At 65.2% G+C, this 21,933-nt stretch carries 30 protein-coding genes; 17 read left to right on the top strand and 13 right to left on the bottom strand.

The genetic code is table 11. The annotated features are described in order from the left end of the window. The first annotated feature begins 41 nt into the window (after nucleotides 1–41). Nucleotides 42–599, top strand: coding sequence for an OmpA family protein (locus JL11_RS00490; protein ID WP_194166985.1), 558 nt, complete (start codon nucleotides 42–44; stop codon nucleotides 597–599). Nucleotides 600–647: 48 nt separating this feature from the next. Here the strand turns inward: JL11_RS00490 and cobB are convergent, their stop codons facing one another. Beyond that, nucleotides 648–1,364, bottom strand: a complete 717-nt coding sequence (cobB, locus tag JL11_RS00485; protein WP_054763953.1) for a Sir2 family NAD+-dependent deacetylase — start codon at nucleotides 1,362–1,364, stop codon at nucleotides 648–650. A gap of 212 nt (nucleotides 1,365–1,576) precedes the next feature. Between cobB and JL11_RS00480 the strand changes: the two genes are divergently transcribed. From JL11_RS00480 to JL11_RS00450, 8 genes are all read left to right on the top strand, one after another. Next, on the top strand, nucleotides 1,577–2,683 hold the full coding sequence (locus tag JL11_RS00480; protein WP_054763952.1) for an S-(hydroxymethyl)glutathione dehydrogenase/class III alcohol dehydrogenase: 1,107 nt from the start codon (nucleotides 1,577–1,579) through the stop codon (nucleotides 2,681–2,683). Next, complete coding sequence (locus tag JL11_RS00475; RefSeq protein WP_054763951.1) at nucleotides 2,683–3,324, top strand: immunity protein Imm33 domain-containing protein; 642 nt, start codon at nucleotides 2,683–2,685, stop codon at nucleotides 3,322–3,324. Before JL11_RS00480 ends, JL11_RS00475 begins: the two co-directional genes overlap by 1 nt. A 3-nt stretch (nucleotides 3,325–3,327) precedes the next feature. Beyond that, the gene (locus tag JL11_RS00470; protein ID WP_054763950.1) at nucleotides 3,328–3,711 is read left to right on the top strand and encodes a VOC family protein; all 384 of its coding nucleotides are present in this window, start codon (nucleotides 3,328–3,330) and stop codon (nucleotides 3,709–3,711) included. Between the two features lie 3 nt (nucleotides 3,712–3,714). Beyond that, entirely contained in the window at nucleotides 3,715–3,876 is a 162-nt protein-coding gene (locus JL11_RS17335) for a hypothetical protein (RefSeq protein WP_156314131.1), read from the top strand. After that, a complete protein-coding gene (gene fghA / locus JL11_RS00465) occupies nucleotides 3,873–4,712 on the top strand; it encodes an S-formylglutathione hydrolase (RefSeq protein ID WP_054763949.1) in 840 nt (279 codons plus the stop codon). The genes JL11_RS17335 and fghA overlap by 4 nt, the downstream gene beginning before the upstream one ends. A 4-nt stretch (nucleotides 4,713–4,716) precedes the next feature. After that, entirely contained in the window at nucleotides 4,717–5,682 is a 966-nt protein-coding gene (locus JL11_RS00460) for a DUF4350 domain-containing protein (protein WP_082382545.1), read from the top strand. 15 nt (nucleotides 5,683–5,697) lie between these two features. Next, nucleotides 5,698–5,922, top strand: a complete 225-nt coding sequence (locus tag JL11_RS00455) for a hypothetical protein (RefSeq protein WP_054763947.1) — start codon at nucleotides 5,698–5,700, stop codon at nucleotides 5,920–5,922. Between the two features lie 108 nt (nucleotides 5,923–6,030). Next, nucleotides 6,031–6,648, top strand: coding sequence for a superoxide dismutase (locus JL11_RS00450; protein ID WP_054763946.1), 618 nt, complete (start codon nucleotides 6,031–6,033; stop codon nucleotides 6,646–6,648). A 60-nt stretch (nucleotides 6,649–6,708) separates the two neighbouring features. Here the strand turns inward: JL11_RS00450 and JL11_RS00445 are convergent, their stop codons facing one another. Then, on the bottom strand, nucleotides 6,709–6,924 hold the full coding sequence (locus JL11_RS00445; protein WP_054763945.1) for a hypothetical protein: 216 nt from the start codon (nucleotides 6,922–6,924) through the stop codon (nucleotides 6,709–6,711). Between the two features lie 247 nt (nucleotides 6,925–7,171). On the opposite strand from JL11_RS00445, the gene rpsD reads away from it, so the two are divergent. Together rpsD and JL11_RS00435 are read left to right on the top strand one after the other, a co-directional pair. Next, nucleotides 7,172–7,789, top strand: a complete 618-nt coding sequence (rpsD, locus tag JL11_RS00440) for a 30S ribosomal protein S4 (protein WP_054763944.1) — start codon at nucleotides 7,172–7,174, stop codon at nucleotides 7,787–7,789. A gap of 207 nt (nucleotides 7,790–7,996) precedes the next feature. Then, complete coding sequence (locus tag JL11_RS00435) at nucleotides 7,997–8,365, top strand: hypothetical protein (protein ID WP_054766727.1); 369 nt, start codon at nucleotides 7,997–7,999, stop codon at nucleotides 8,363–8,365. A 7-nt stretch (nucleotides 8,366–8,372) separates the two neighbouring features. On the opposite strand, the gene JL11_RS00430 is transcribed toward JL11_RS00435, so the two are convergent. Beyond that, nucleotides 8,373–9,470, bottom strand: coding sequence for an NADH:flavin oxidoreductase/NADH oxidase (locus JL11_RS00430; RefSeq protein ID WP_054763943.1), 1,098 nt, complete (start codon nucleotides 9,468–9,470; stop codon nucleotides 8,373–8,375). Nucleotides 9,471–9,739: 269 nt separating this feature from the next. Between JL11_RS00430 and JL11_RS00425 the strand changes: the two genes are divergently transcribed. Further along, the gene (locus JL11_RS00425; protein ID WP_054763942.1) at nucleotides 9,740–10,120 is read left to right on the top strand and encodes a hypothetical protein; all 381 of its coding nucleotides are present in this window, start codon (nucleotides 9,740–9,742) and stop codon (nucleotides 10,118–10,120) included. Here JL11_RS00425 and JL11_RS00420 read toward each other — a convergent pair. The 10 genes from JL11_RS00420 to JL11_RS00375 form a co-directional block, all read right to left on the bottom strand. After that, nucleotides 10,104–10,559 (bottom strand): acyl-CoA thioesterase, encoded by a 456-nt coding sequence (locus JL11_RS00420; RefSeq protein ID WP_054763941.1) that lies wholly within the window; start codon nucleotides 10,557–10,559, stop codon nucleotides 10,104–10,106. The two genes, JL11_RS00425 and JL11_RS00420, sit on opposite strands and share 17 nt — an antisense overlap. Then, complete coding sequence (grxD, locus tag JL11_RS00415) at nucleotides 10,559–10,921, bottom strand: Grx4 family monothiol glutaredoxin (protein WP_054763940.1); 363 nt, start codon at nucleotides 10,919–10,921, stop codon at nucleotides 10,559–10,561. Before grxD ends, JL11_RS00420 begins: the two co-directional genes overlap by 1 nt. Nucleotides 10,922–11,010: 89 nt before the next feature. Then, the gene (locus tag JL11_RS00410; protein ID WP_054763939.1) at nucleotides 11,011–11,898 is read right to left on the bottom strand and encodes an oxidoreductase; all 888 of its coding nucleotides are present in this window, start codon (nucleotides 11,896–11,898) and stop codon (nucleotides 11,011–11,013) included. A 4-nt stretch (nucleotides 11,899–11,902) separates the two neighbouring features. Beyond that, complete coding sequence (locus tag JL11_RS00405; RefSeq protein ID WP_054763938.1) at nucleotides 11,903–12,145, bottom strand: BolA/IbaG family iron-sulfur metabolism protein; 243 nt, start codon at nucleotides 12,143–12,145, stop codon at nucleotides 11,903–11,905. Between the two features lie 74 nt (nucleotides 12,146–12,219). Further along, on the bottom strand, nucleotides 12,220–12,780 hold the full coding sequence (locus JL11_RS00400; protein WP_054763937.1) for a GNAT family N-acetyltransferase: 561 nt from the start codon (nucleotides 12,778–12,780) through the stop codon (nucleotides 12,220–12,222). Next, complete coding sequence (locus JL11_RS00395; RefSeq protein WP_054763936.1) at nucleotides 12,777–13,775, bottom strand: N(4)-(beta-N-acetylglucosaminyl)-L-asparaginase; 999 nt, start codon at nucleotides 13,773–13,775, stop codon at nucleotides 12,777–12,779. The genes JL11_RS00400 and JL11_RS00395 overlap by 4 nt, the downstream gene beginning before the upstream one ends. After that, nucleotides 13,775–14,011, bottom strand: a complete 237-nt coding sequence (locus tag JL11_RS17075) for a JAB domain-containing protein (RefSeq protein WP_082382543.1) — start codon at nucleotides 14,009–14,011, stop codon at nucleotides 13,775–13,777. Before JL11_RS17075 ends, JL11_RS00395 begins: the two co-directional genes overlap by 1 nt. Nucleotides 14,012–14,044: 33 nt before the next feature. Next, on the bottom strand, nucleotides 14,045–14,275 hold the full coding sequence (locus JL11_RS00390; protein WP_054763935.1) for a helix-turn-helix transcriptional regulator: 231 nt from the start codon (nucleotides 14,273–14,275) through the stop codon (nucleotides 14,045–14,047). Between the two features lie 479 nt (nucleotides 14,276–14,754). After that, a protein-coding gene (locus tag JL11_RS00385) for an IS3 family transposase (protein ID WP_165906610.1) occupies nucleotides 14,755–15,944 on the bottom strand; the annotation gives its coding sequence in 2 pieces (ribosomal slippage) (nucleotides 14,755–15,692 and nucleotides 15,692–15,944; 1,191 coding nt in all). Nucleotides 15,945–16,044: 100 nt separating this feature from the next. Continuing rightward, nucleotides 16,045–16,821 carry an IclR family transcriptional regulator gene (locus JL11_RS00375; protein ID WP_054763933.1) on the bottom strand — a complete coding sequence of 259 codons (777 nt, stop codon included), beginning with the start codon at nucleotides 16,819–16,821 and terminating at the stop codon, nucleotides 16,045–16,047. Nucleotides 16,822–16,928: 107 nt separating this feature from the next. Here JL11_RS00375 and JL11_RS00370 point away from each other — a divergent pair, with 107 nt between their 5' ends. Genes JL11_RS00370 through JL11_RS00350 form a run of 5 tightly spaced genes read left to right on the top strand, consistent with a single transcriptional unit; the run spans nucleotide 16,929 to nucleotide 21,920 of the window. Beyond that, nucleotides 16,929–18,017: a cupin domain-containing protein gene (locus JL11_RS00370; RefSeq protein ID WP_054763932.1), complete on the top strand. Its 1,089-nt coding sequence runs from the start codon at nucleotides 16,929–16,931 to the stop codon at nucleotides 18,015–18,017. After that, nucleotides 18,017–18,751: a dienelactone hydrolase family protein gene (locus JL11_RS00365; protein WP_054763931.1), complete on the top strand. Its 735-nt coding sequence runs from the start codon at nucleotides 18,017–18,019 to the stop codon at nucleotides 18,749–18,751. Before JL11_RS00370 ends, JL11_RS00365 begins: the two co-directional genes overlap by 1 nt. After that, on the top strand, nucleotides 18,748–19,803 hold the full coding sequence (locus JL11_RS00360; RefSeq protein WP_054763930.1) for a maleylacetate reductase: 1,056 nt from the start codon (nucleotides 18,748–18,750) through the stop codon (nucleotides 19,801–19,803). The genes JL11_RS00365 and JL11_RS00360 overlap by 4 nt, the downstream gene beginning before the upstream one ends. Nucleotides 19,804–19,863: 60 nt before the next feature. After that, entirely contained in the window at nucleotides 19,864–21,222 is a 1,359-nt protein-coding gene (locus tag JL11_RS00355) for an MFS transporter (protein ID WP_054763929.1), read from the top strand. Then, nucleotides 21,222–21,920 (top strand): fumarylacetoacetate hydrolase family protein, encoded by a 699-nt coding sequence (locus tag JL11_RS00350; RefSeq protein ID WP_054763928.1) that lies wholly within the window; start codon nucleotides 21,222–21,224, stop codon nucleotides 21,918–21,920. Before JL11_RS00355 ends, JL11_RS00350 begins: the two co-directional genes overlap by 1 nt. Nucleotides 21,921–21,933: the final 13 nt, after the last annotated feature.

The following is a 21,933-nucleotide window of genomic DNA, read 5'->3' as shown; positions in this document are numbered from 1 at the left end:
GGCGCATGAACTGGGCGTGGCGCCCCCAGCAAGAAGGAGACATGAACTTGAGCAGATCGAAACTCAGGACGGCGGTCCTCGGCGGCGCCCTCATCGCAATGGGCTTTGCGGCCAGCGGCTGCGCCAGCCATCGTTTCGTGCGTGATCAGGTCGAGGTGGTGGACAACCGGGTGACCCAGGTCGAGGGCACGGCGGGCCAGGCCCTGCAACGGGCCAATGACGCCCACAAGCTGGCGGAAGGCAAGTTCCTCTATCAGGTCGTCCTGTCCGACGATTCCGTGAAGTTCCCGACCGACGCCGCCGCCCTGTCGCCCGAGGCGGAACAGCGGCTGGCCCAGTTCGCCCAGCGTCTGCAAAGCGAGAACCGCAACGTCTATCTGGAGATCCAGGGCTATACCGACTCCACCGGCACGCCCGAGCATAACGACCAGCTGGGCGAGCAGCGGGCCGAGGCCGTGCGTCGCTTCCTGAACCGCCAGGGCGTGGCCCTGAACCGGATGTCGACCATCTCCTACGGCCAGGAAGAACCGGTCGCCTCGAACGACACCCCCGAGGGCCGGGCGCAGAACCGGCGCGTGACCATCGTCGTTCTGGCCTGATCAGGCTTGATCCAGAGATCGACGGCCGCAGCGATGCGGCCGTCGTTTTCAGGTCTGCAGGTCGCGGAAGAAGGCCGGCACGGCCTCGGTCGCAGGACCATAGACCCCCTCGTCGAACAGGCGCGCCCCTTGCGTCGGCTCCAGATTGATCTCGACGGTCCGCGCCCCGGCGTATCGGGCCAACTGCACGAACCCCGCCGCCGGATAGACGGCGCCCGAGGTGCCGATCGAAACGAACAGGTCGCAGGCCGCCAGCGCCGCCTCGATCCGCTCCATCTGTAGCGGCATCTCCCCGAACCAGACGATATGGGGCCGCATCCGCCCTTGCGGATGGTGCCGGGAAGGCTCGTCCGCCGCCATGTCCCCCGCCCAGTCCATCACCACGCCCGAGCGGGTGCAGCGCGCCTTCAGCAGTTCGCCGTGCATATGGATCAGCTCGAACCCCGCCCCCGGCGGGATCTCGGCATGGGCCCGGTCGTGCAGATCATCGACGTTTTGCGTCACCAGCAGGAAATCCCCCTCCCACCGCGCGGCCAGCTCCGCCAGGGCGACATGGGCCGCATTGGGCCGGACCTCCGCCAACTGCCGCCGCCGCTGGTTGTAGAAGTCCTGCACCAGGGCGGGGTTCGCCGCATATCCCTCCGGCGTCGCCACCTCTTCCACCCTGTGCCCGCACCACAGGCCGTCTGACGCCCGAAACGTGGGCACGCCGCTCTCGGCCGATATGCCGGCGCCGGTCAGGACGACGAGGTTGCGATGGGTCATGACCCTGATTAGCGCGTTCGACGCCGACGGTCAGCCTGCGTCCGATCTTGGCGTGGTTGCGCGATAGACATCGAATGTGGCGCATACTTGCGAACGAATCGCAAAAATCTGCACGAAAGTGCACTAAAAAATTCTGAGTGGCGTTTTCGGCGCGGGGCTAGCGTCGGCGACGCCCCTCGTGACACACAGGCGCAAACCGAGGAGTCCCCGCCATGAAAACCCGCGCCGCCGTCGCCTTCGAAGCCAAGAAGCCGCTCGAGATCGTCGAGGTCGATCTGGAGGGGCCGCGCGCCGGCGAGGTGCTGATCGAGATCAAGGCGACGGGGATCTGCCACACCGACGCCTATACGCTGGACGGCCTGGACTCCGAGGGCATCTTCCCCTCGATCCTGGGACATGAGGGCGCGGGCGTGGTGGTCGAGGTGGGGCCGGGCGTGACCTCGGTCGCCGTCGGCGACCACGTGATCCCGCTCTACACGCCCGAGTGCCGCCAGTGTAAGTCGTGCCTGTCGCGCAAGACCAATCTCTGCACCTCGATCCGCGCCACCCAGGGCAAGGGTCTGATGCCCGACGGCACCAGCCGCTTCAGCTACAAGGGTCAGGCCATCGCCCACTATATGGGCTGTTCGACCTTCTCCAACTACACCGTCCTGCCCGAGATCGCGGTGGCGAAGATCCGCAAGGACGCACCCTTCGACAAGGCCTGCTACGTCGGCTGCGGCGTGACCACCGGCGTGGGCGCCGTGGTCAATACGGCCAAGGTCGAGCCGGGCGCCAACGCCGTGGTCTTCGGCCTGGGCGGCATCGGCCTGAACGTCATCCAGGGGCTGAAGATGGTCGGCGCCGACATGATCGTGGGCGTGGACATCAACCCCGACAAGGCGGAGTGGGGCCGCCGCTTCGGCATGACCCATTTCGTCAATCCGAAAGAGGTCTCCGACGTGGTCGCCCATCTGGTCGAACTGACCGGCGGCGGCGCCGACTACACCTTCGACTGCACCGGCAACACTGTGGTCATGCGCCAGGCGCTTGAGGCCTGCCACCGCGGCTGGGGCGAGAGCATCATCATCGGCGTGGCCGAGGCGGGCAAGGAGATCGCCACCCGCCCGTTCCAGCTGGTCACCGGCCGGGTCTGGCGCGGCTCCGCCTTCGGCGGGGCGCGCGGCCGCACCGATACGCCCAAGATCGTCGACTGGTACATGGACGGCAAAATCGAGATCGACCCGATGATCACCCACACCCTGCCGCTGGAGCGCATCAACGAGGCTTTCGACCTGATGCACGCCGGAGAGAGCATCCGGTCGGTGGTGGTGTTCTGATGTGGGAGGGCGCGGACTATCGGATCGTAGATCCCAGGCCGATCGCTGCATCCGCGCCTTATACGTTTTTCCTGCCCAATCCTTTGGATGTTGCTGCGCTTAAGGACGGTGACTTCATTAAGGCGACGGTCAAGTCGATTCCCGAAAGCGCCCAATGGGACGCGGAGCGTCTTTGGTTCGTGATCACGAGCGTATCGGATGAAGCCTTCGAAGCGCGGTTGGAGGCCGATCCGCGCGATATGCCGAATTTTGAAAAAGGCAGGGTCATCCAAATTCCGCGACCAGCGGTCATCGACCTCATTTTCTCAGATGACAGGGCGCAAACGGTCGGGCCACGCGAATATTGGGAGAGATGTCTGGTCGACGGGGCGGTCTTGAATGGGGCGCGCCGTATCGAGTTCATCTATCGAGAGGATGCGGACAACACTTCAGACAGCGCCTTTCACGACAGCGGCTGGCGTATTCGAGCTACCACCTCCGGCCTTTCGGCGCTCGAAGCAGAGCAGGCGACTGTAGAATGTGTGGCCTTGGGTGCTGTCTTGAACAAGGATGATAGTTGGCTGCACCTGATAGACGCCCCTGCTGGATCGGCGTTTCTCCGAGATTTCGAAAACAACATCTGGGTTGAGGAAAAGGAATAGCCCATGTTCACCCACGTCACCGTCGGCGCGAACGACATCGAGGCTTCGCGCCGCTTCTATGACGCCGCGCTCGGCGCGCTGGGCGTCGACGCCGCTCAGGGGCCTGATCCGAAGGGCCGCTACTGGTGGCGCACGGCCCACGGCGCCTTCGCCGTGGGCAAGCCGATCGACGGCGAACCGGCCTGCCACGCCAACGGCGGCACCATCGGCTTTGCGGCCAAGGACACGGCGGCGGTCGACGCCTTCCACGCCGCGGGCGTGGAGGCCGGCGGAACCGCGATCGAAGACCCGCCCGGCCTGCGCCAGGGGACGTTCGGCAAACTGTATCTGGCCTATCTGCGCGATCCGTCGGGCAACAAGATCTGCGCCGTGCACCGGGTCGGCTGAGCTATGGCGGATCTTGAGTTCGAACTGGACGACGGGCTGATTGGTCGGCTGCGCTTGATCGCAAGATCGCGGGATCAGACGTTGGAAGACTACCTGCGCGATCTCATTATCGCCGAAGGCCGCTTGGGCGATGAAGAGATCGCGAGCAAGGCCAAGGCCGAATGACCCTCCAAACCACCAAGACCCACGCCGTCCACGGCGGAACCCTTCGCTATCTGAAACACGACAGCGCGGCCACGGGCACGCCCATGACCCTGTCGGTCTTCGTTCCGGGCGGGGAGGGGCCGTTCCCCGTGCTGATCTGGCTGTCGGGCCTGACCTGCACCGAGGATAATTTCACCACCAAGGCCGGAGCCTACCGCGCCGCCGCCGAGCACGGCCTCATCATCGTCGCGCCCGACACCAGCCCGCGCGGAGACGGCGTCGCCGATGATCCGGCCTATGACCTGGGCCAGGGGGCGGGCTTCTACGTCGATGCGACCCAGGACCCCTGGGCGCCGCATTTCCGCATGGAAACCTATGTCACGGACGAACTGATCGCCCTGATCGACGCGGAGTTCCCGACCACCGGCGTCCGGTCGATCAGCGGCCATTCCATGGGCGGCCACGGCGCCCTGACCCTGGCGCTGCGCCATCCGGACCTGTTCCGTTCGGTCTCCGCCTTCGCCCCCATCTGTTCGCCGACGCGCTGCCCCTGGGGCGAAAAGGCCTTCACCGCCTATCTGGGCGAGGACCGGGCCGAATGGGCGCGTCACGACGCCGCCAGGCTGATCGAGGCCGGCGCCGCGCGCGGCGCGTATGACGACATATTGGTGGACCAGGGCGACGCCGACAGCTTCCTGACCGACCAGCTGAAGCCCGAACTGCTGCGCGCGGCCGCCGAGGCCTCAGGCCAGGGCCTGACCCTGCGGCTGCAGCCCGGCTATGACCACTCCTACTTCTTCATGACCAGCTTCATCGCCGACCACGTCGCCTTCCACGCCGCGCGGTTGAGGGGCTAGAATCATGAGCCTTCGGCTGACGCTGTTTGCCGGCTTGGCCTTGTGCCTTTCGGCCGGGGCGTCGGCGGCGCAAGAGCAGTCCGGCGATCTGGATTGGAGGCCCCAGGGCGTCGTTCCCGCCTATGCCGAGGCGGGGCCGTTGATCCGCATTGATCAGGGGCACGGCAGCCTTCAGACGATCGAGGGACGCTATGCGGGTTTCGCCGCCCTGCTGCGCGCCGACGGCTATCGGGTGGAGGCGGGGCGCGGGCGTCTGGACGAGGCCGGCGCGCTGCGGGACGTCGCGGTGCTGGTGGTCGTCAATCCCGCCGCTCCCGAAGACGGATCTCGCATTTCAGCCTTCGATCCCGGCGAAATCGAAGCGGCGGCCAACTGGGTCAGCCAGGGCGGCTCGCTGCTGCTGGTCGCCGATCATGCGCCCCACGGTTCGGCGGCGGAGGCCCTGGCGGAGCGGTTCGGCGTCAAAATGGGCAAGGGCTACGCCTTTCAGCGGATAGGCGACGATCTGACCGCCAACCTGACCTTTCCGTCTCAGGCCCTGGGCGATCATCCCATCATCGCCGGGCGAAATGAAGCCGAGCGCGTCCGCGTCGTGAAGACCTTTACGGGCCAGTCGCTGGAGGGCCCCGCCGGCTCCACCATCTTGATGGCGATGAGCGCGGACGCTCTGGAGGCGACCGACAGAGAGGCCTTGCAAGCCGTTCGGGAGGGCCTGGCCCGAGGCGAGCGGGCCGAAACCCTATTCAGCGGGCACACGCGACCGGCGTTACCCGCCCAGGGTCTGGCCTTCTCCTTTGGACGGGGGCGGGTGGTGGTGCTGGGCGAGGCGGCGATGTTGACCGCCCAGATCATTCGTTTTCCCGACCAGCCGGACCGCGCGCCGGTTCGGTTCGGTCTCAACACTGAAGGGCACGACGATCAGCAGTTTGCGCTGAACCTGGCGCACTGGCTGTCCCGTCTGATCCCCTGATGTTAAGGGGACGGCATGAACGCCCCCGATCCCTATGAGCCGATGTTTTCCGCCCTGTGCCGCGAGGTGGGCTTTTGCCTGCATGAGAAGGGGCAAAAGCGCGTGATCGCGGCCCTGCCGGGCGGGCTGGACGCCGCCGTGCGGGCGGTCCTCGCTGCGGAAGGGGTGGACGAGCCCAATGCGTCGGGCGATCTGAAACGGGCCGTGCGCGACTGTCTGAAGTCCAACTTGCCAGCTTGACCGTTCCCGGTCGATAAGTCGGAACGAATCCGGGCGTCGTCGCTTGGGTTTCACGAACGGGCGCCTAGATGAGGCGTATCGGAAATCTGTCGCGAGAGGAAACTCCCCATGGCCTTCACCCTGCCCCCGCTGCCCTATGCCTATGACGCGCTGGAGCCGGCCATCGACAAGGAGACGATGACCTTCCACCATGACAAGCACCATCAGACCTATGTCGACAATCTGAACAAGGCGGTCGACGCCGACGCCTCGCTTCAGAACAAGACTCTGGAAGAGATCTTCACCAGCATCTCGACCGCGCCCAAGGCCGTGCGCAACAACGGCGGCGGTCACTGGAACCACAGCCTGTTCTGGGAACTGCTGGCCCCGGCGGGTCAGGCGGGTGAACCCTCGGCCGAGCTGGCCGCCGCCATCGACCGCGACCTGGGCGGCATGGACAAGTTCAAGGAAGACTTCAACGCCGCCGGCGCCGCCCAGTTCGGCTCGGGCTGGGCCTGGCTGATCGTGCAGAACGGCAAGCTGAAGATCACCTCCACCCCGAACCAGGACAATCCGCTGATGGATGTGGTCGAGGAGCGGGGCGAGGTCGTCCTGGGCGCCGACGTCTGGGAGCACGCCTATTATCTGAAGTACCAGAACCGCCGCGCCGACTATCTGAAGTCGTTCTGGACGGTGGTGAACTGGAACAAGGTCAACGAACTGTACGCCGCCGCGGTCGCCCAATAACGGCGGGCTTAGGCAAGCCGAACGAACACCCGCCGGAGAGACCTCCGGCGGGTGTTTTCGTCAGATGGGCAGGCCGTCGCGCAGCCGGTCGTTCATCCGCTCGGCGTGATGGCGGCGCACGGTGCGGCGCTGGCGCAGCAGGTCGTGGATGCCGTCGGCCAGATCCAGCAGCTGGTGGTCGCTGAGCGGCTCGACCAGATCAACCAGTCGGCGCTTCAGCGTCTCGAACCCGCGGTCGGACAGGCCGGCCTGAAAGCGCGGGGCGTCGGTTCGCATTTCAATCCTCCCTTCTCCTCGGCGGTCTGCGTCGGAACAGGAAAGAAGCGAGGCCCGGCTTGGTTCCCCGCCATCGTGCTTAACGGCCTGTCTGACTTGACTCCGACAGCCTGCATGGCCATAAGCGCCGCCTTCCACGCCTCGGTTCGCCGCAGGCGGGATTCATGACGGAAGATGCGTGGACCGCCGTTGAGATCGCATCCCCAATTCAGGGGACGCCGGGCCGCATCGTCGAAAAGAGAATAGAATGTCCAAGCGCCACAGCGCCAAATACAAGATCGACCGCGCCATGGGTGAAAACCTGTGGGGTCGCGCCAAGTCTCCGGTCAACAAGCGTTCCTACGGTCCCGGTCAGCACGGCCAACGCCGCAAGTCCAAGGTCTCTGACTTCGGCCTGCAACTGAAGGCCAAGCAGAAGCTGAAGGGCTACTACGGCAACATCACCGAGAAGCAGTTCGCCAAGACCTATGACGAGGCTGCTCGCCGCAAGGGCAACACCTCGGAAAACCTGATCGGCCTGCTGGAATCGCGCCTGGACGCCATCGTCTATCGCGCCAAGTTCGTGCCCACCGTCTGGGCCGCCCGCCAGTTCGTCAGCCACGGCCACGTCCTGGTCAACGGCAAGAAGGTCGACATCGGCTCCTATCGCGTGAAGCCCGACGACGTCGTCTCGGTGAAGGAAAAGTCGCGCAACATGGCCCTGGTGCTGGAAGCCCAGCAGTCGTCGGAACGCGACGTGCCGGACTATCTGGAACTGTCGGACCGTTCGTTCGCCGTCCGCTACGTCCGCGTGCCGGAACTGTCGGACGTGCCCTACGCCGTCAAGATGGAACCGAACCTGGTCGTCGAATACTACGCTTCGTAAGCGGAGCTTACGAAGCTTTCTTCAAGGGGGCTATCGCCCTTCGGGCTACTTGAGCCCCTTGGTCGTCCCTTTGAAGTGTTCAGTTGAGGGCCTCGGATTCGTCCGGGGCCCTTCGTCTTTATGCTGTTCCCTCAAGGAGCGAACAGGCGCATTCTCGGCCGGTTCAGGCTTTGAGGCAGGGGAGGTCGTCCGTTGCACGACTCCATCATGAAACGCTTGGCTTTGATCGCCGCCGCATCGGCGAGCTTGGCCGCCTGTGCGGGCGGTCTGGACGGGCCGACCGTCTCGACCGTCGGCATGCCCGGCGCCCTGGAGCCGATCCATGCAGCGGCCTTCACCAAGGACCAGGCGGTCTTCTGGGTCAGCTCCAACGGCTGCACCCGCAAGGAGGATCTGATCCCCATCGTCAGCATCAAGGGCGGGGACGCGATCATCACCCTGCGCCGGATCGACGAAGACAGGTGCGACAAGCCCTCGATCCGCGGCGTCGAGCTGAAATGGTCGTTCGAAGAGTTGGGGCTGGCGCCCGGCTCGCCCGTCAGCGTCAACAATCCCTATCAGCTGCCCCAGACCTGATCGGCCCTCAGCGGCCGTATCCGGGCCAGTGGGCCTTGCCGGCGCGTTCGTACTGGGGCGGCAGACCTTCGTCCTGACCCAGGGCGACGGCGGCGTGATGGGCCCAGTTGGGATCGTCGAGCACGGCGCGGGCCACCGCGATCAGATCGGCCTGTCCTGAGGCGACGATCGCCTCGGCCTGGTGGGGATCGAAGATCATGCCCACGGCCATGACGCTGGCCTGGGGCGCCGCCTGTTTGACCGCCTCGGCGAAGCGGACCTGATAGCCGGGCTGGTCGCCGGGGATCGGGGCGCGGGGGACGTTGCCGCCCGAGGACAGGTGCAGATAGTCGTAACCCAAGCCGTGCAGCGCCTGGCCGAAGGCGACGGCCTCCTCCAGCGCCACGCCGCCCTCGACCCAGTCCGAACCGTTGAAGCGCGCGCCCAGGGCCTTGGTCCGAGGCCAGGCCTCGCGCAAGGCCTTTGCGACGCGCAGGGGAAAGCGCGCCCGGTTCTCGGCCGAGCCGCCGTAGGCGTCGGTGCGGCGGTTCGACAGGGGTGACAGGAATTCGCTCAGCAGATAGCCATGGGCGGCGTGCAGTTCGACCAGGTCGAAGCCTGCCTGGTCCGCCCGGCGCGCCGCCGCCTCGAAGGCGGCGACCACATGGTTCATGTCGGCCTCGGTCATCTCCAACGGGGTATGCCAATCCTCGCGGAAGGGCAGGGCCGAGGGGCCGTAGGTGGTCCAGGCTCCGTCCTCGGCCGCCAGAGGGCCGCCCCCCTTCCACGGCGCGGCGGTCGAGGCCTTGCGTCCCGCATGGCCCAGCTGAATCCCGATCGGAGTGTCGCAATAGGTCCGCACGCCGCGAAGGATGTCGGCGAAGGCCTGGGCCTGTTCGTCGTTCCACAGGCCGACGTCGTCCGGGGTGATGCGGCCCTCGGGCGTGACGCCCGTCGCCTCGATGATGACTAGGCCGGCGCCGGACAGGGCCAGCCGGCCGATGTGCTGGTGGTGCCAGGGCTGGGGCGCGCCGTCGATCGCGGAATACTGGCACATGGGCGCCACGACGATGCGATTGCGCAGGGTCAGGGGGCCGAGGGCGTGGGGCGAGAAGAGGCGGCTCATGGCGGGCAGGTCCGGTGGGCGGCGACTGCAACTATGTCTGTTTCGAAGCGGATCAAGCCCGACCTTTCCGATTGTTCACCTGGCTTGCCGAAAATTCACGTGTGTGGCGGCGGTGAGCGCGTCACAAAAGGCTCAAGCTTCAACTGGGGAACACCAATGCTTCGCCTCGCTCTCGCCATCGCCATCGCCGCCCCGCTGCTGTCGGGCTGCATCATCGTTTCGACCGAAAAGCCGACCACCCGGGTCATCACCACCCCGGCGTCCGACCAATGATGCGGGGGCTGCGCATCCTGGCGGTCGGCGCCCTGGCCGCACCGCTGCTGGCCGGCTGCGTCATCTATGACAGCGAAGCCGGCGAGAATGTCTCGGTCAACGTCTCGCGCAAGGACGGGCCTCCGGCGGAGGCCATCCGCGAGGCCCGCTTCGCCGACGGCGCCCTGGTGGCGCGGGTCGATTCCAACGGCTGCACCCAGGCGTCGGATTTCGAAGTGTCGATCGCCGACAATGATCCGACCGAAATCACCCTGCGCCGGACCAAACAGGACCTGTGCAAGGCCCTGGTTCCCGACGGGGTCGAACTGCGCTGGACCTATGCCGAACTGGGTCTGGAGCCGGGAACCCCGGCCCGCATCGTCAATCCGCTGAAATAGCCGTCGCCTCGGTCGTCGTCGAAAAGACGGCGACCATCGGCGGGGGGATGCGGTGCGGCCTCAAGGTGGCGGCGTCCACCAGGCACCATTCGGACACGCCCTGAGCGCACAGCCGGCCCTGGCCGTCCTCGATCCGGACATAGCGGTTGAACCGCGGCCCCTGGGGATCGCCGACCCAGGTACGGGCCATGACGCCGGTCGCGTTCGGCTCTATGGCGCGCAGATAGTCGATCTCGTGCCGCAGGGCGACCCAGGACCAGCGGGCCCGCGTCGCTTCGTCGAACCGGGCGTTCCAATGGGCCGTGCCGACGTCCTGAAGCCAGCCGACATAGACCACATTGTTCACATGGCCGTTGGCGTCGATATGGTCGGGCCGGACCTGCAGCGGGACGACGAAGACCTCCCGGTCCTCGCGCGGCGTCAGGGCGGGACGCGCCATCAGGCCTCGCCCGCGCCCCCGTCCAGGGCCACGCCCTTTTCGGCCATCAGGGCCTGAAGCTCGCCGGCCTGGAACATCTCGCGCACGATGTCCGAGCCGCCGACGAATTCGCCCTTCACATAAAGCTGCGGAATGGTGGGCCAGTCGGTGAAGGTCTTGACGCCTTCGCGCAGGGCCTCGTCCTGCAAGACGTCGACGCCGACGAAGGGCGCGCCCACATGGTCGAGAATCTGCACCGCCAGGGACGAGAAGCCGCAGCGCGGCTGGTCCGGCGTGCCCTTCATGAACAGGACGACGTCGTGCTGGCTCACGGTGTCGCTGATGAAGGCGTGGACGGGGTCGGCGGAAACGGTGTCGGTCACGGGAGAAGCCTTTCGCGAAGACCGTCAGCTAGGGAGAGGGGGCCGCCGGGTCAAGGCGCGGCGAACCGACGCGGTTCTGACGCGGCCCGTCAGGCCGCGGCCGAGGCGGCGACGCGACCCATTTCGATCTGGGCGGCCAGGGACGGCGGCAGATCGCGCTCGGGCGTCTCGGCCAAGATCCGCAGATGGTCGGGGTCGGTGGCGCGCACGATGACGCTGGAGATCGTCGTCTCGGTCAGCACATAGCCCAGGCAGATGGACTCGGCCGACCAGCCGGGGGTGCGATACAGAAAGCCGAAGGCGTCCGGTCCGCCAGAACGTTGCGGCGGCTTGGGCGCGCCCAGACCGAACAGGCCCTTTTTGGCGACGGTCTCTGGGCCGCGCGGCCTGGCGCGACGGTCGGTGTAGAAGTCATAGGCGATGACGGCCATGTCCTGTTCGCGTGCGGCGCGCAGGCGGTTGCGCCGCTTCCAGTCAGCATTGATGTCGAACGGCGTCGCCAGGACGTCGAAGGCGCCGGTGGAGATATAGGCGTCCATGACGTCGCCCGAACCCGCCACGCCCAGCAGTTTGACGCGGTCGGCCGCCCGCGCCGCCTTCAGAGCGTTCAGCGCCTGTTGCGACAGTTCGTGTTCCCCCGGTTCCTGCAGGATGGCGATGTCGATCCACCCCAGGCGCGAGAAGTGCAGCACGCGATCCAGGGCGGCGGTCATGGCTTCGGCCGAAAAGTCGCGGTCGGCGCCCAGGGTCAGGGCCACGCACACCAGTTTGCGGTCCACGTGGGACAGGGCTTCACCCAGAATCTCGGCCAGAACGGAATCGGCGGTCTCCAGCCGATAGGCGTTGATGCCCGCCTCAAGCGCCGAGTAGAGCAGGTCCAGCGCCGCTTCGCGTCCCCGCGCCAGGCAGCCGGGGCCGAAGCTGAGCGTCAGATTGGAAATCGCCGCGCCCGAGGCGCCGAAGGGACGATAGCGCATCCGATCACCCCTTGTCGGACGGGGCTGAGGTTTCCAGGGCCAGGGCGTGCAGGGCGCCGCCCATCTGTCCCTTCAGGGCGGCGTAGACCAACTGATGCTGGCGCACGCGCGCCAGGCCCGCAAAGGCGTTGGAAACGATGCGGGCGCGATAATGATCGCCGTCCCCGGCGAGGTCTTCGATGGCGATTTCCGCGTCGGGAAAGGCGTCGATCAGATGCCGACGCAAGGTTTCGACGGACATGGGCATGGGCGGGCCTTCGATCTGGTCGCGTCAGACTGCCCCATAAACCTTAACGACGGACTACGGCGGGGCCGGTTCGGTCAGCCTGCACCCGGTTCGCGCTCAGTTCGCGCCCAGTTCGCACCCCCGGGTCGTTCGAACAGCTGAACCGGCTCGTCCCTATAGGTGGTGCGCCGATAGGGGCGGTAGCCGACCCGCTCGGCCAGGCGAACGGAGGCCGGATTGTCGGGCGAAATCATGCACAGGGTCCGCGCCGCCCTCAGATGGGCGTCGGCCCAGGCCAGGGCCGCCTCCAGGGCCTCTTTCGCAAAGCCCCGTCCCTGGAAGGCGGGCGCCAGGCCCCAGCCCAGTTCCGGATCGTCGATCGGCGGATCGATCAGCCGTCGATGATCCAGGATCGAGACATTGCCCACATAGGCGCCGCCTTCGATCAGGCGGATCGTCCAACTGCCGTAGCCCCTTACGCCCCATTGGCCCAGGTCGCGCAGCAGGCGGAACCAGACCTCCTCGGTGGTCATGGGACGGCCGGTGATGTGGCGCGTAAAGTCCGCATCGGCCCAGAGGGCTTGCAGGTCCTCAAGGTCGGCCAGATCGACCGGCGTCAGCACCAGACGTTGGGTGGTCAGGGTCGGCCGGTTCATCCGAACAGGCTTTCGGCGTTCAAGATTTCGGTCGCCCCGTCGGCGCGTGTGACGGCGTAGGTGAAGCCGGGCTGAAGGGCGAAGGCCCCGACGCGCCCCGCCTTGGTCAGGGCCAGAAGCCCGACCTGGGCCTCGGCGACGGCCCGCCCCCGCAGCCGGGCGATCCGTTCGATCGTCTGCCGACAGGCGGTCGCCGGGTCCATTCCGTGACGCATGGCCTCGACCACGGCGTGGGCGCCGCAGACCCGCAGCACCTCTTCACCCACCCCGGTCGCCGTGGCGGCGCCGACCTCGCCGTCGACGAACAGACCGGCGCCCACGATCGGACTGTCGCCCACGCGGCCCCGCATCTTGAACGCCATGCCGGAGGTGGTGCAGGCCCCGGCCATGCGGCCGGTCGCGTCGCGGCCCAGGACGCCGATCGTGTCATGATCCAGAACCCCGCCGGCGCCGGCCCGGCGCCAGTCGTCGTTCTCGCTGTTGGCGCGCGGGGCGTAGCGGGCGGTCTTCAGCCATTCGCGCCAGGCGGCCTCGGCCTGGGGCGTCAGCAAATTCGTCGTCTCAAACCCTTCTGACAGGGCGAAATCCCGCGCGCCGGCCCCGACCAGGATGACGTGCGGGGTCTTCTCCATCACACGGCGCGCGACCGAGACGGCGTGAACCACGTCCTCAAGGGCGCAGACGGCGCCCAGACCGCCGGCGTCGTCCATGATCACGGCGTCCAGGGTCACATGGCCGTCCCTGTCCGGATAGCCGCCCAGGCCGACCGAGGCGTTGGTCGGGTCCGCCTCGGGCACGCGGGCCGCCGCCTCGACCATGTCCAGGGCCGAGCCGCCGCTCTGGCGCACCCTCCAGCCTTCGGCGTTGGCTGCCGCGCCGAAGTCCCAGGTCGAGGCCATGACGACAGACGTCGTGTCCGCCGAACTCGCTCTGGCCGCCGACGCCGCCGCCAGGCCAGACGCGGCGATCAGGCTGCGGCGCGACAGATTGATCATCACATCAGACCCAATTGTTTGAAGCTGGCCACCCCGTCGCGACCGACGACCAGATGGTCGTGAACCTCGACATTAAGGGCGCGGCCGGCCTGCACAACCTGTTTGGTGATCTCGATGTCGGCGCGGCTGGGCGTCGGGTCGCCGGAAGGGTGGTTGTGCAGCATGCAGATGGTCTCAGCTAAGATACTGTAAAAGCTGTCGTTTATAGCGCTCGTGTTGAGTGCTGAGAGCGGCATTTGAGGTCTGAACATCGTGCGCCTACGTGTCAATCACGCCTGATCCCGGTCCATCTGGATCGCGCTGGGTGAGGCACGACAGGCCACGAGGTTCTTGTGGTCCCATGCCTCGAGTTGGTCAATCGGGTACAAGACCGCCTTGCCGATCTTCACGAACGCTGGACCGACCCTCATCGATCTCCAGTTCCGCAGCGTGCCGACGCTGATCTCCCCTCGATAGCGCCTCGACACCTCGTCGGCGGTCAGAAACGTTTGCTCCTGCATGGTAGCACTCCCGATCACGTAAGGTCGTGGACGGAGCATTGGCGTCCCGATCGATCATGGAAAGAGTAGTGGGCCGTGGGGAGCGGAGCGACAGGGCGGCGGCGGCAAAAAGGCGGGCGTGTTCTCGGATGTTGCAGACCTTTCCGGCATGAGCGATTCGCCTAGGTGCCGTATAGGTGCAGCAAGCCTGTATTTCGCCAACGCTAAGATATTGATGATCGGTATTTATTGCCCGCGGTTCAGGTGCTTCTTAGGTGTGCAGCCATTATGCCCCCACCTACCATTAGGGAGTTCCACCGCTTCCGCCGGATAGATTGGCGTAGACGCGTCTGATTCAAAATCCAGTTCCGAGAGGAGTGCCGGTTCGACCCCGGCCACCCGCACCATAAGGCGCGTCACGTCAGCGCGTTGGTTTTCGGGCCCATCTGTGCCCAGCCTTACGCTCGCCGATCGAATGTGCGTGACGTGACCCCCGTTTCTCATCCAGCCATAACGAGAGTCCTAGGTTGATCTGAGCTGTGATCGGCTGGGTTGGCAAGAGGCCGGTCTGCGCAGCCATCAACCAGCGCAGCAGGCCGGCCGATGTGTCCGGTGAGCGCTTCTGCATAAGCCTGCGGCGTCAGCCACCCGAGCTTCGAGTGCGGACGCTGCTCGTTGTAATCGCGTCGCCACGCCTCCAGCACGGCGCGAGCGTGCGGCAGCGAGCGGAACAGCGTCTCGTTCAGCAGCTCGTCACGCAGCCGCCCGTTGAAGCTTTCGTTGAAGCCGTTCTGCTGGGGCTTGCCCGGCGCGATGTAGTGCCAGCCGACGCCGGTGTCGTCGGCCCAGGCCAGGACCGCGTTCGAGGTGTACTCCGTGCCGTTGTCGCTGACGATGGTGTCGGGCCGCCCTCGCTGCCGGATGACGGCGTCCAACTCCCGCACGACCCGCGCGCCCGACAGCGAGGTGTCGGCCACCAGCGCCAGGCACTCGCGCGTACAGTTATCGATCACCGTCAGGATGCGGAAGCGCCGCCCGTCCGTCAGCTGGTCTGCGACGAAGTCCAGCGACCAGCGCTGGTTGGGCGCCAGCGGCAGGTCCAGCGGTCGCCGCGTGCCCATCGCTCGCTTCCGGCCGCCGCGCCGGCGCACCGTCAGTTGCTCGTCGCGATAGATCCGCTGGACCCGTTTCCTGTTGACCGCATGGCCCTCGCGCCGCAGCAGCACGTGCAGGCGACGATAGCCGAACCGTCGACGTTCCTGGGCCAGGGCCTTCAGCCGGTCGCGCAGAGCGCCGTCGTCCGGGCGCGTCGCCTGATAGCGCACGCTCGTCCGATCGACGCCCAGAACACGGCACGCCCGCCTTTCGCTCATCTCGTAGGCGGCCTGCAGATGGCCAGCCGCCTCGCGATAGCCGGCGGGCGTCACCACTTTTTTCCCAGCAGGTCCTTCAGGGCCACGTTGTCCAGCATCGCGTCCGCCAGCATCCGCTTCAGCCGGGCGTTCTCATCCTCGAGCGCCTTGAGCCGCCGAGCCTCCGACACGTCGAGCCCGCCAAACTTGGCCTTCCATTTGTAAAAGGTCGCCGAGCTGACCCCGTGGCGTCGGCACACCTCCGCCGTCGCTACACCGGCCTCCTGCTCCCGCAGGATCCCGATGATCTGCTCTTCCGTGAACCTCGATCGCTTCATTCTGTCCGTCCTTCGTTGGGCGGACTCTAGCTATTCCTGGAGGAGTTTCAGGGGGTCACGTCATGCGGCGGCGCTGGATTTTGCAGAAGGGAGCGAAACGTCACAGCGCTCCTAACTTCTGAGATATCTCTGACGAGATACTCATAACGCGCCGGCTAGCCGTGCTTTCCGGTGTCGCATCTAAATCAATGTCTCGTCCTAGCAATCCGATCACGCCGACGATCGAACGGTTAAAGTCGAAGACAGGTGCCGCAACTGCATTCACTCCGGACACCAGGCTGCCATTCACGCACGCCACCCCGTTTGAACGAACGGAGGCCTTGATGTCAGCGACGTCCTGCATTCCGAAATGCGATCCCATTGCGATCTCAGAGTCGACCAGTGCTTGCGTGAGGCTATCTGGAAGATATGAGAGGAATACCCTGCCGCTGGCGGTTCTGAGGAGCGGTAGTACCGAGCCCACCCTCACGTTCAGAAAGACGGGCCGCGCGCTCTCTTCGAGTTTCAGGACGATCGGTCCTCTATCCGCCCAGAGGCTCAAAAGGGCGGTCTCTTCGGTGTCGTCTCTCAATACGGAGAGATACGGCGTGGCAATTGAAACGAAATCATTGTCTCGCAGGCGACCCAGACCCAGGCTGAGCGCCAACGGTCCCGCGCGATAACGTCCGCGATGCAGATCAGGCTCAACAAGCTCGGCCCGGATCAGGCTGGCCAGGTACCGATGCACCTTACTCGGATGTATGTCGGCCTGGCGGGCGATATCGGCCAAGGACGCGGATCCCGTCGCGATGGCCTTGAGAACCTGCCCTGCGATTTCAACGGATTGGACCCCTGCGGGCTCGCGGCCGGCCCGCGGTGATTTCGAGTCGTTTGTCATGCGCGTGTGTACGTCGCGCTCATGATCAACCCAAGTCCCTATAAATTACGTATTGCGTACCATGTTACGACATGCGTAACTTGGTACGCGTTTAGGAGATAACGATCATGTTGGCTTTGGATAAATCGCGACCGTCAGAGCGGGAGCTGCTCGCCACCGACGCCAGCGCGCTCAACCTCGTGGAGTTCTGGGCCCAGCGCGGCGATATCGAGCTGAAGGCCCCGAGAAATCGCGTGAAGCCCTGCAAATGGTCTTGGGCGGATATCGAACCGCGCCTGCGTGTGGCTGCAGACATCGTGCCGATCGAGGAAGCCGAACGGCGCGCCTTGGTTTTTGCGAACCCAGGCCTGGAGGGGAAACCCTACATCAGCCACACGCTGTTCGCGGCCTATTCCCTCTACAATCCAGGCGAGGTTGCTCCCGTCCACCGGCACACCCCTTCCGCCAGCCGGTTCGTCTTGGAGGGTGACGGCGGTTATACGGTTGTGGGCGGCGAGAAGCTCACCATGGGGCGCGGGGATCTGATCTTGACGCCGTCAGGGCTGTGGCACGATCACGGCAACGAAGGTCAGGACGCCGTCATCTGGGTCGATGTCCTCAACGTCCCGCTCATCGAGAGCCTGGACGCCACGGTCTTCGAGTTCGACTATACGGAAGACGAGGGAGATGTCGCGACGGCCAAGGCGGTCCAGTCGGTTACGGCACCTGCGAACCACTCAAGCAATCTTTATGCGACGGGCGGAGTAAAACCCCTGTTCGTCGACCACAATCGCGGCGTCACCCAGCACTCTCCCCAGTTCGTCTATCGTTGGGCCGACACGCGACGGGCCCTGGATCGCATGCGGGACTACGAGGGCAGCCCATATGACGGTGTGATCGTCGAATATGTCGATCCGGTCACGGGAGGCCCGGTGATGCCGGCCATGTCGTTCCGGAGCCAACTTCTGCGCGCTGGCGAAACCACGCGACCACAGCGTCGGATGGCCAGCACCGTCTATTGCGTTCTCGAGGGGCAAGGTCGCTCCGAGATCGGCGGCCAAACCTTCGACTGGGGTCCCAACGATGTTTTTGTGGTGCCGAATTGGGTCACCCACAGCCATTCGGCCAGAACGCAGGATGCGGTTCTCTATTCGGTGACGGACGAGCCCGCGATGCGCGCTCTCGGCCTCTACCGTCAAGAGGGGGTGGAATCCTGATGGGGCCCGATCCAATCGCGATGAGCGGCGGGCTAGACGAAGGCTGGCGCGACAGAGCGGTGCCCGAAGGCAATCTGGGCGTCTACCTCGTCGGACCCACAGGCCAAGGCCCTCGTCCGCTCATCATCATGCTCCAAGAAATCTTCGGTGTGAACAAGGCGATGAAGGTCAAGGCCCGCCGGTTCGCGCAAGCCGGCTACCGCGTCGCCCTTCCCGACCTGTTCTGGCGCCAGACCGCTCGCCTCGACCTCGGCTATTCGCCGGAGGACCGAACCAGGGCGTTTGGGATGATGCAGGCCTTTGATCTCAACCAGGGGGTCAGCGATCTGGTCAACATGGTCGAGCCGCTGAAGGCGATTACCGGTAGCACCGGGCCTGCGTCCGTCATCGGCTTCTGTCTGGGCGGAAAGGTCGCCGTCCATCTCGGTTCTCGGATCGAGGCTGCAGCGATCATTTCCTTCTACGGCGTCCGACTGGAACAAGATCTCGATCTTTTCGCGACGATTGACTGTCCACTTCAGATCCATGTCGGCGATCAGGATGAGCATGTACCGGTCGCGACCACGCGACTGCTGCAGGAGGCTGTTACATCCAAACCCGACGCCGAGGTCTTTCTCTATCCGGGAGCCGGACACGGTTTCTTCAATCCGCTGAGAGAGGGGGTCTTTGACGACCGCGCTGCCGAAGAGGCGTTTCAGCGGGTCTTGAGCGTTCTGCCCGAGCCCGGCGCATGACATCGGCCTGGACCTTCGACAGCCTCGCGAACCGGGTCCTGTTCGGCCAGGGCCAGATCGAACGAGCATCAAGCGAGCTGGCGGCCCTGGGTGCCCGTCGCTGTCTGGTCGTGGCGTCCCCGAGAATGCTAGCGCGTATTCCGGAGCTGATCGAGGCAATGGGCGACCAGGTGGTCGGTCAGTTCACGGACATCGTGGCCCACTGCCCCATCGAGACCGTCGATGCCGCCTTGGCTGCGGCGCGTGAGGTCCAGGCCGACGGAATTTTTACCCTGGGCGGCGGGTCCGCGATCGGAGTGGCCAAGAACTTGAGGGTGCGCGCCGGACTGGTCAGCGTCGTTGCTCCCACGACCTACTCAGGGGCCGAGATGACGCCCATCTATGGGGCCAAGGTCGGGCATGAAAAAAAGACCAGCCGCGATCCGGCGGCAAAACCGCAAACGGTCATCTACGATCCCAATCTGACCTTGACGCTCGGAGCTGTCGAAACCGCTCAAACGGGCATGAACGGGCTCGCCCACTGTATCGAGGCCCTCTATCCCGAAAGCGCAGATCCGGTGTCTCGCCTCCTCGCGATCCAGGGCGTCGAGGCCTTCTTCGACGGCCTACCGGCAAGCTGTGCCCGACCATCCGACCTATCAGGTCGATCCCGTGCTCTCTACGGCGGTTTCATCGGGGGGTTGATGGTTCAATGGGTCGGTATCCGGCTGCATCATCGCATCTGCCACATTCTCGGCGGGCGTCACGACTTGGCGCATGGCGTCTCCAACAGCGTGATCCTGCCGTACGTCGCCGACTACAATGCAAGTCCGATCCTGGATGCCGCACCCGAGCTCGCGCAACGCCTTAGGGGCGGTCCCGGGCACGCCCTGCGCGAGCTGGCCATGTCCATCGGCGCCCCGACCGATCTTCGGTCCCAAGGAATCGCCTTCGAAGCACTTCCGGCGATCGCGGAAGAAACTCTGAAGGCACCCTTGTTCAACCCCAGGCCGATCGACGGTGCCGCCCTTCTCAGCCTGCTGGAACGCGCCTGGCAAGGAGACCCACTCTAGCATTTCACTCAAGGCCGAGAGGGCAAAGCCCCCGGTGGATGTCCGTAGGGAGGACAAGCGATGACCACTCAAATTATCGACGTCGCTCGAGAGATCGACGCCCGAAAGATCAGCGGCCTGCAATGGCGGGTCTTCATACTTTGCGGGCTTGTCGCTCTATGCGACGGCTTCGACACCTTATCCATTGCCTTCGCGGCTCCAAGCATCGCGTCCGACTGGGGGGTGCCGGTCTCTGATTTTGGTCTCGTCTTCGCCTCGGGCTTGCTGGGTCTGACCGTCGCGGCCCTCAGTCTCGGGGCGCTGGGCGACCGCATTGGGCGAAAGCGCATCATCATCCTGTCCCTCCTGGCCATGGGCGTCTTTTCCATTTGGGCCGCCTATGCCCGATCCATGGAAGAACTCACTCTGGCACGTTTTTGCGTCGGCCTTGGTCTCGGGGGGGCCATTCCCAGCGTGATCGCCCTGACGGCTGAATATTCACCGCTTCGTCTCAGGTCCACCCTCGTTACCTCCATGTTTATAGGCTTTCCCCTCGGAGCGGTCCTGGGCGGATTGGTCTCTGCGCGATTGATCGCCGAGTTCGGTTGGACATCGGTGTTCTGGGCGGGCGGCATCCTGCCCCTGATATTGATCCCCGTCGTTCTGGCGGCCCTGCCGGAATCGATCGGCTTCTTGGCGGCGGCCGGTCGCCACAGAGACCGGATTGCGGCGGTCCTTAACCGTATCGCACCGGACATTCGGATCGGCGAGGGCACGACGTTCACCACACCCGGACAAGGTACCGCGCGCGGCTCGATTGGTCAGCTCTTCACGCCGGATCGCGCCTTGACCACCCTGACGCTGTGGGGAATTTTCTTCTGCAATCTGCTGGTCATGTATCTGCTGATCAACTGGCTCCCCGTTGTGCTTAGCCAGGCCGGACTGCCGATCGAGCGGGCCATCCTGGGTACGGTCCTGCTGAATCTTGGAGGGGCAGTCGGCGGTTTCGTCATCGCCAGAACCATGGATCGATGGGGCGGGACCCGGGTCTTTCTCGCAGCCTATGTCGGTGCCGCCGTCTTCGTCGTCGCCGTCGGCTACGCCGTTTTTGATGTCCGGCTTCTCATGGCGCTGATCTTCCTCACGGGAGCGTGCCTTATCGGAGCGCAGTTCGGAATGAACGCCTTGGCGGCCGCCTATTATCCGACGGAAATCCGCTCCACAGGGGTCGGCTGGGCTCTTGGGATCGGACGGGTTGGATCGATCGTCGGCCCGGTCGTCGGTGGTGCGGCAATCGCCCTCGGCGCGGATGCCCGGGCCGTTCTGACGACCGCGGCCCTTCCCACCCTCGCCTGCCTTCTGGGGATGATGCTGCTCGGCCTCATCCGCTCGCGCACCAAAACAAACACGATCGCCAACCTCGAGAAAGCCCCCTCCTGATGGTCACCTTCACCCATCCCCTAGACCCTCCTGTACTTACCCGGGTCGAGGCGTCGGACCAGCTCTACCCTGTTCACAGGATCTTCTGCGTTGGGCGGAACTATGCCGCTCATGCCCGGGAGATGGGCCGGGATCCGGACCGCGAGCCGCCCTTCTTCTTCACCAAGAGCATCGACACCCTAGTACCTTCGGGCGAGCCGATCACCTATCCGCCGGAAACGGCTAACTTTCATTACGAGATGGAGCTGGTTGTCGCCTTGGGCCGGGACGTTTTTCGCGCCGACGAGAGCGAGGCGACAAGCGCGATCTTCGGGTTTGCCTGTGGGCTGGATATGACCCGTCGCGATCTACAGTTGAAGGCCCGCGCCGAGGGTCGACCCTGGGACACGGGAAAATCCTTCGAACAATCGACTGTCCTGGCCCCAATTCGGGCTATGAAAGGCGAGGTTCTTCGATCGGGCCCCATCACGCTCAGTGTAAACGACGACACCCGTCAGTCCTCGGATCTCGATCAACTGATCTGGTCAGTTCCAGAAATCATCGCAGAACTCAGTCGCTATTACAGCCTGCAGGCTGGCGATCTCATCTTCACGGGAACCCCGGAAGGCGTCGGCGCGGTGGTCCCTGGGGACCAGCTTGAGGGCCGCATCGCCGATCTGCCTTTGGTGTCCACCACCATCCTGCCGCCGAGGCCTTGACCGTATCCGCGGC

It is taken from the genome of Brevundimonas sp. DS20 (genome assembly GCF_001310255.1).
GTDB classification, from domain to species: domain Bacteria; phylum Pseudomonadota; class Alphaproteobacteria; order Caulobacterales; family Caulobacteraceae; genus Brevundimonas; species Brevundimonas aurantiaca.
This window is presented reverse-complemented; position numbering and strand designations above follow the sequence as displayed.

Coding starts and splice junctions, on each gene's coding strand:
- JL11_RS00350 (WP_054763928.1), top strand. CDS start 21,222: ATGGTCACCTTCACCCATCCCCTAGACCCTCCTGTACTTACCCGGGTC.
- JL11_RS00365 (WP_054763931.1), top strand. CDS start 18,017: ATGGGGCCCGATCCAATCGCGATGAGCGGCGGGCTAGACGAAGGCTGG.
- JL11_RS00420 (WP_054763941.1), bottom strand. CDS start 10,559: ATGGCGCGTCCCGCCCTGACGCCGCGCGAGGACCGGGAGGTCTTCGTC.
- JL11_RS00395 (WP_054763936.1), bottom strand. CDS start 13,775: ATGATCAATCTGTCGCGCCGCAGCCTGATCGCCGCGTCTGGCCTGGCG.
- JL11_RS00425 (WP_054763942.1), top strand. CDS start 9,740: ATGATGCGGGGGCTGCGCATCCTGGCGGTCGGCGCCCTGGCCGCACCG.
- JL11_RS00410 (WP_054763939.1), bottom strand. CDS start 11,898: ATGCGCTATCGTCCCTTCGGCGCCTCGGGCGCGGCGATTTCCAATCTG.
- JL11_RS00460 (WP_082382545.1), top strand. CDS start 4,717: ATGAGCCTTCGGCTGACGCTGTTTGCCGGCTTGGCCTTGTGCCTTTCG.
- JL11_RS00490 (WP_194166985.1), top strand. CDS start 42: ATGAACTTGAGCAGATCGAAACTCAGGACGGCGGTCCTCGGCGGCGCC.
- fghA (WP_054763949.1), top strand. CDS start 3,873: ATGACCCTCCAAACCACCAAGACCCACGCCGTCCACGGCGGAACCCTT.
- JL11_RS00470 (WP_054763950.1), top strand. CDS start 3,328: ATGTTCACCCACGTCACCGTCGGCGCGAACGACATCGAGGCTTCGCGC.
- JL11_RS00375 (WP_054763933.1), bottom strand. CDS start 16,821: ATGACAAACGACTCGAAATCACCGCGGGCCGGCCGCGAGCCCGCAGGG.
- JL11_RS00370 (WP_054763932.1), top strand. CDS start 16,929: ATGTTGGCTTTGGATAAATCGCGACCGTCAGAGCGGGAGCTGCTCGCC.
- JL11_RS00450 (WP_054763946.1), top strand. CDS start 6,031: ATGGCCTTCACCCTGCCCCCGCTGCCCTATGCCTATGACGCGCTGGAG.
- JL11_RS00390 (WP_054763935.1), bottom strand. CDS start 14,275: ATGCAGGAGCAAACGTTTCTGACCGCCGACGAGGTGTCGAGGCGCTAT.
- rpsD (WP_054763944.1), top strand. CDS start 7,172: ATGTCCAAGCGCCACAGCGCCAAATACAAGATCGACCGCGCCATGGGT.
- JL11_RS00430 (WP_054763943.1), bottom strand. CDS start 9,470: ATGAGCCGCCTCTTCTCGCCCCACGCCCTCGGCCCCCTGACCCTGCGC.
- JL11_RS00360 (WP_054763930.1), top strand. CDS start 18,748: ATGACATCGGCCTGGACCTTCGACAGCCTCGCGAACCGGGTCCTGTTC.
- cobB (WP_054763953.1), bottom strand. CDS start 1,364: ATGACCCATCGCAACCTCGTCGTCCTGACCGGCGCCGGCATATCGGCC.
- JL11_RS17335 (WP_156314131.1), top strand. CDS start 3,715: ATGGCGGATCTTGAGTTCGAACTGGACGACGGGCTGATTGGTCGGCTG.
- JL11_RS00455 (WP_054763947.1), top strand. CDS start 5,698: ATGAACGCCCCCGATCCCTATGAGCCGATGTTTTCCGCCCTGTGCCGC.
- JL11_RS00475 (WP_054763951.1), top strand. CDS start 2,683: ATGTGGGAGGGCGCGGACTATCGGATCGTAGATCCCAGGCCGATCGCT.
- JL11_RS00480 (WP_054763952.1), top strand. CDS start 1,577: ATGAAAACCCGCGCCGCCGTCGCCTTCGAAGCCAAGAAGCCGCTCGAG.
- JL11_RS00405 (WP_054763938.1), bottom strand. CDS start 12,145: ATGCCCATGTCCGTCGAAACCTTGCGTCGGCATCTGATCGACGCCTTT.
- JL11_RS00435 (WP_054766727.1), top strand. CDS start 7,997: ATGAAACGCTTGGCTTTGATCGCCGCCGCATCGGCGAGCTTGGCCGCC.
- JL11_RS17075 (WP_082382543.1), bottom strand. CDS start 14,011: ATGCCGCTCTCAGCACTCAACACGAGCGCTATAAACGACAGCTTTTAC.
- JL11_RS00445 (WP_054763945.1), bottom strand. CDS start 6,924: ATGCGAACCGACGCCCCGCGCTTTCAGGCCGGCCTGTCCGACCGCGGG.
- JL11_RS00400 (WP_054763937.1), bottom strand. CDS start 12,780: ATGAACCGGCCGACCCTGACCACCCAACGTCTGGTGCTGACGCCGGTC.
- JL11_RS00355 (WP_054763929.1), top strand. CDS start 19,864: ATGACCACTCAAATTATCGACGTCGCTCGAGAGATCGACGCCCGAAAG.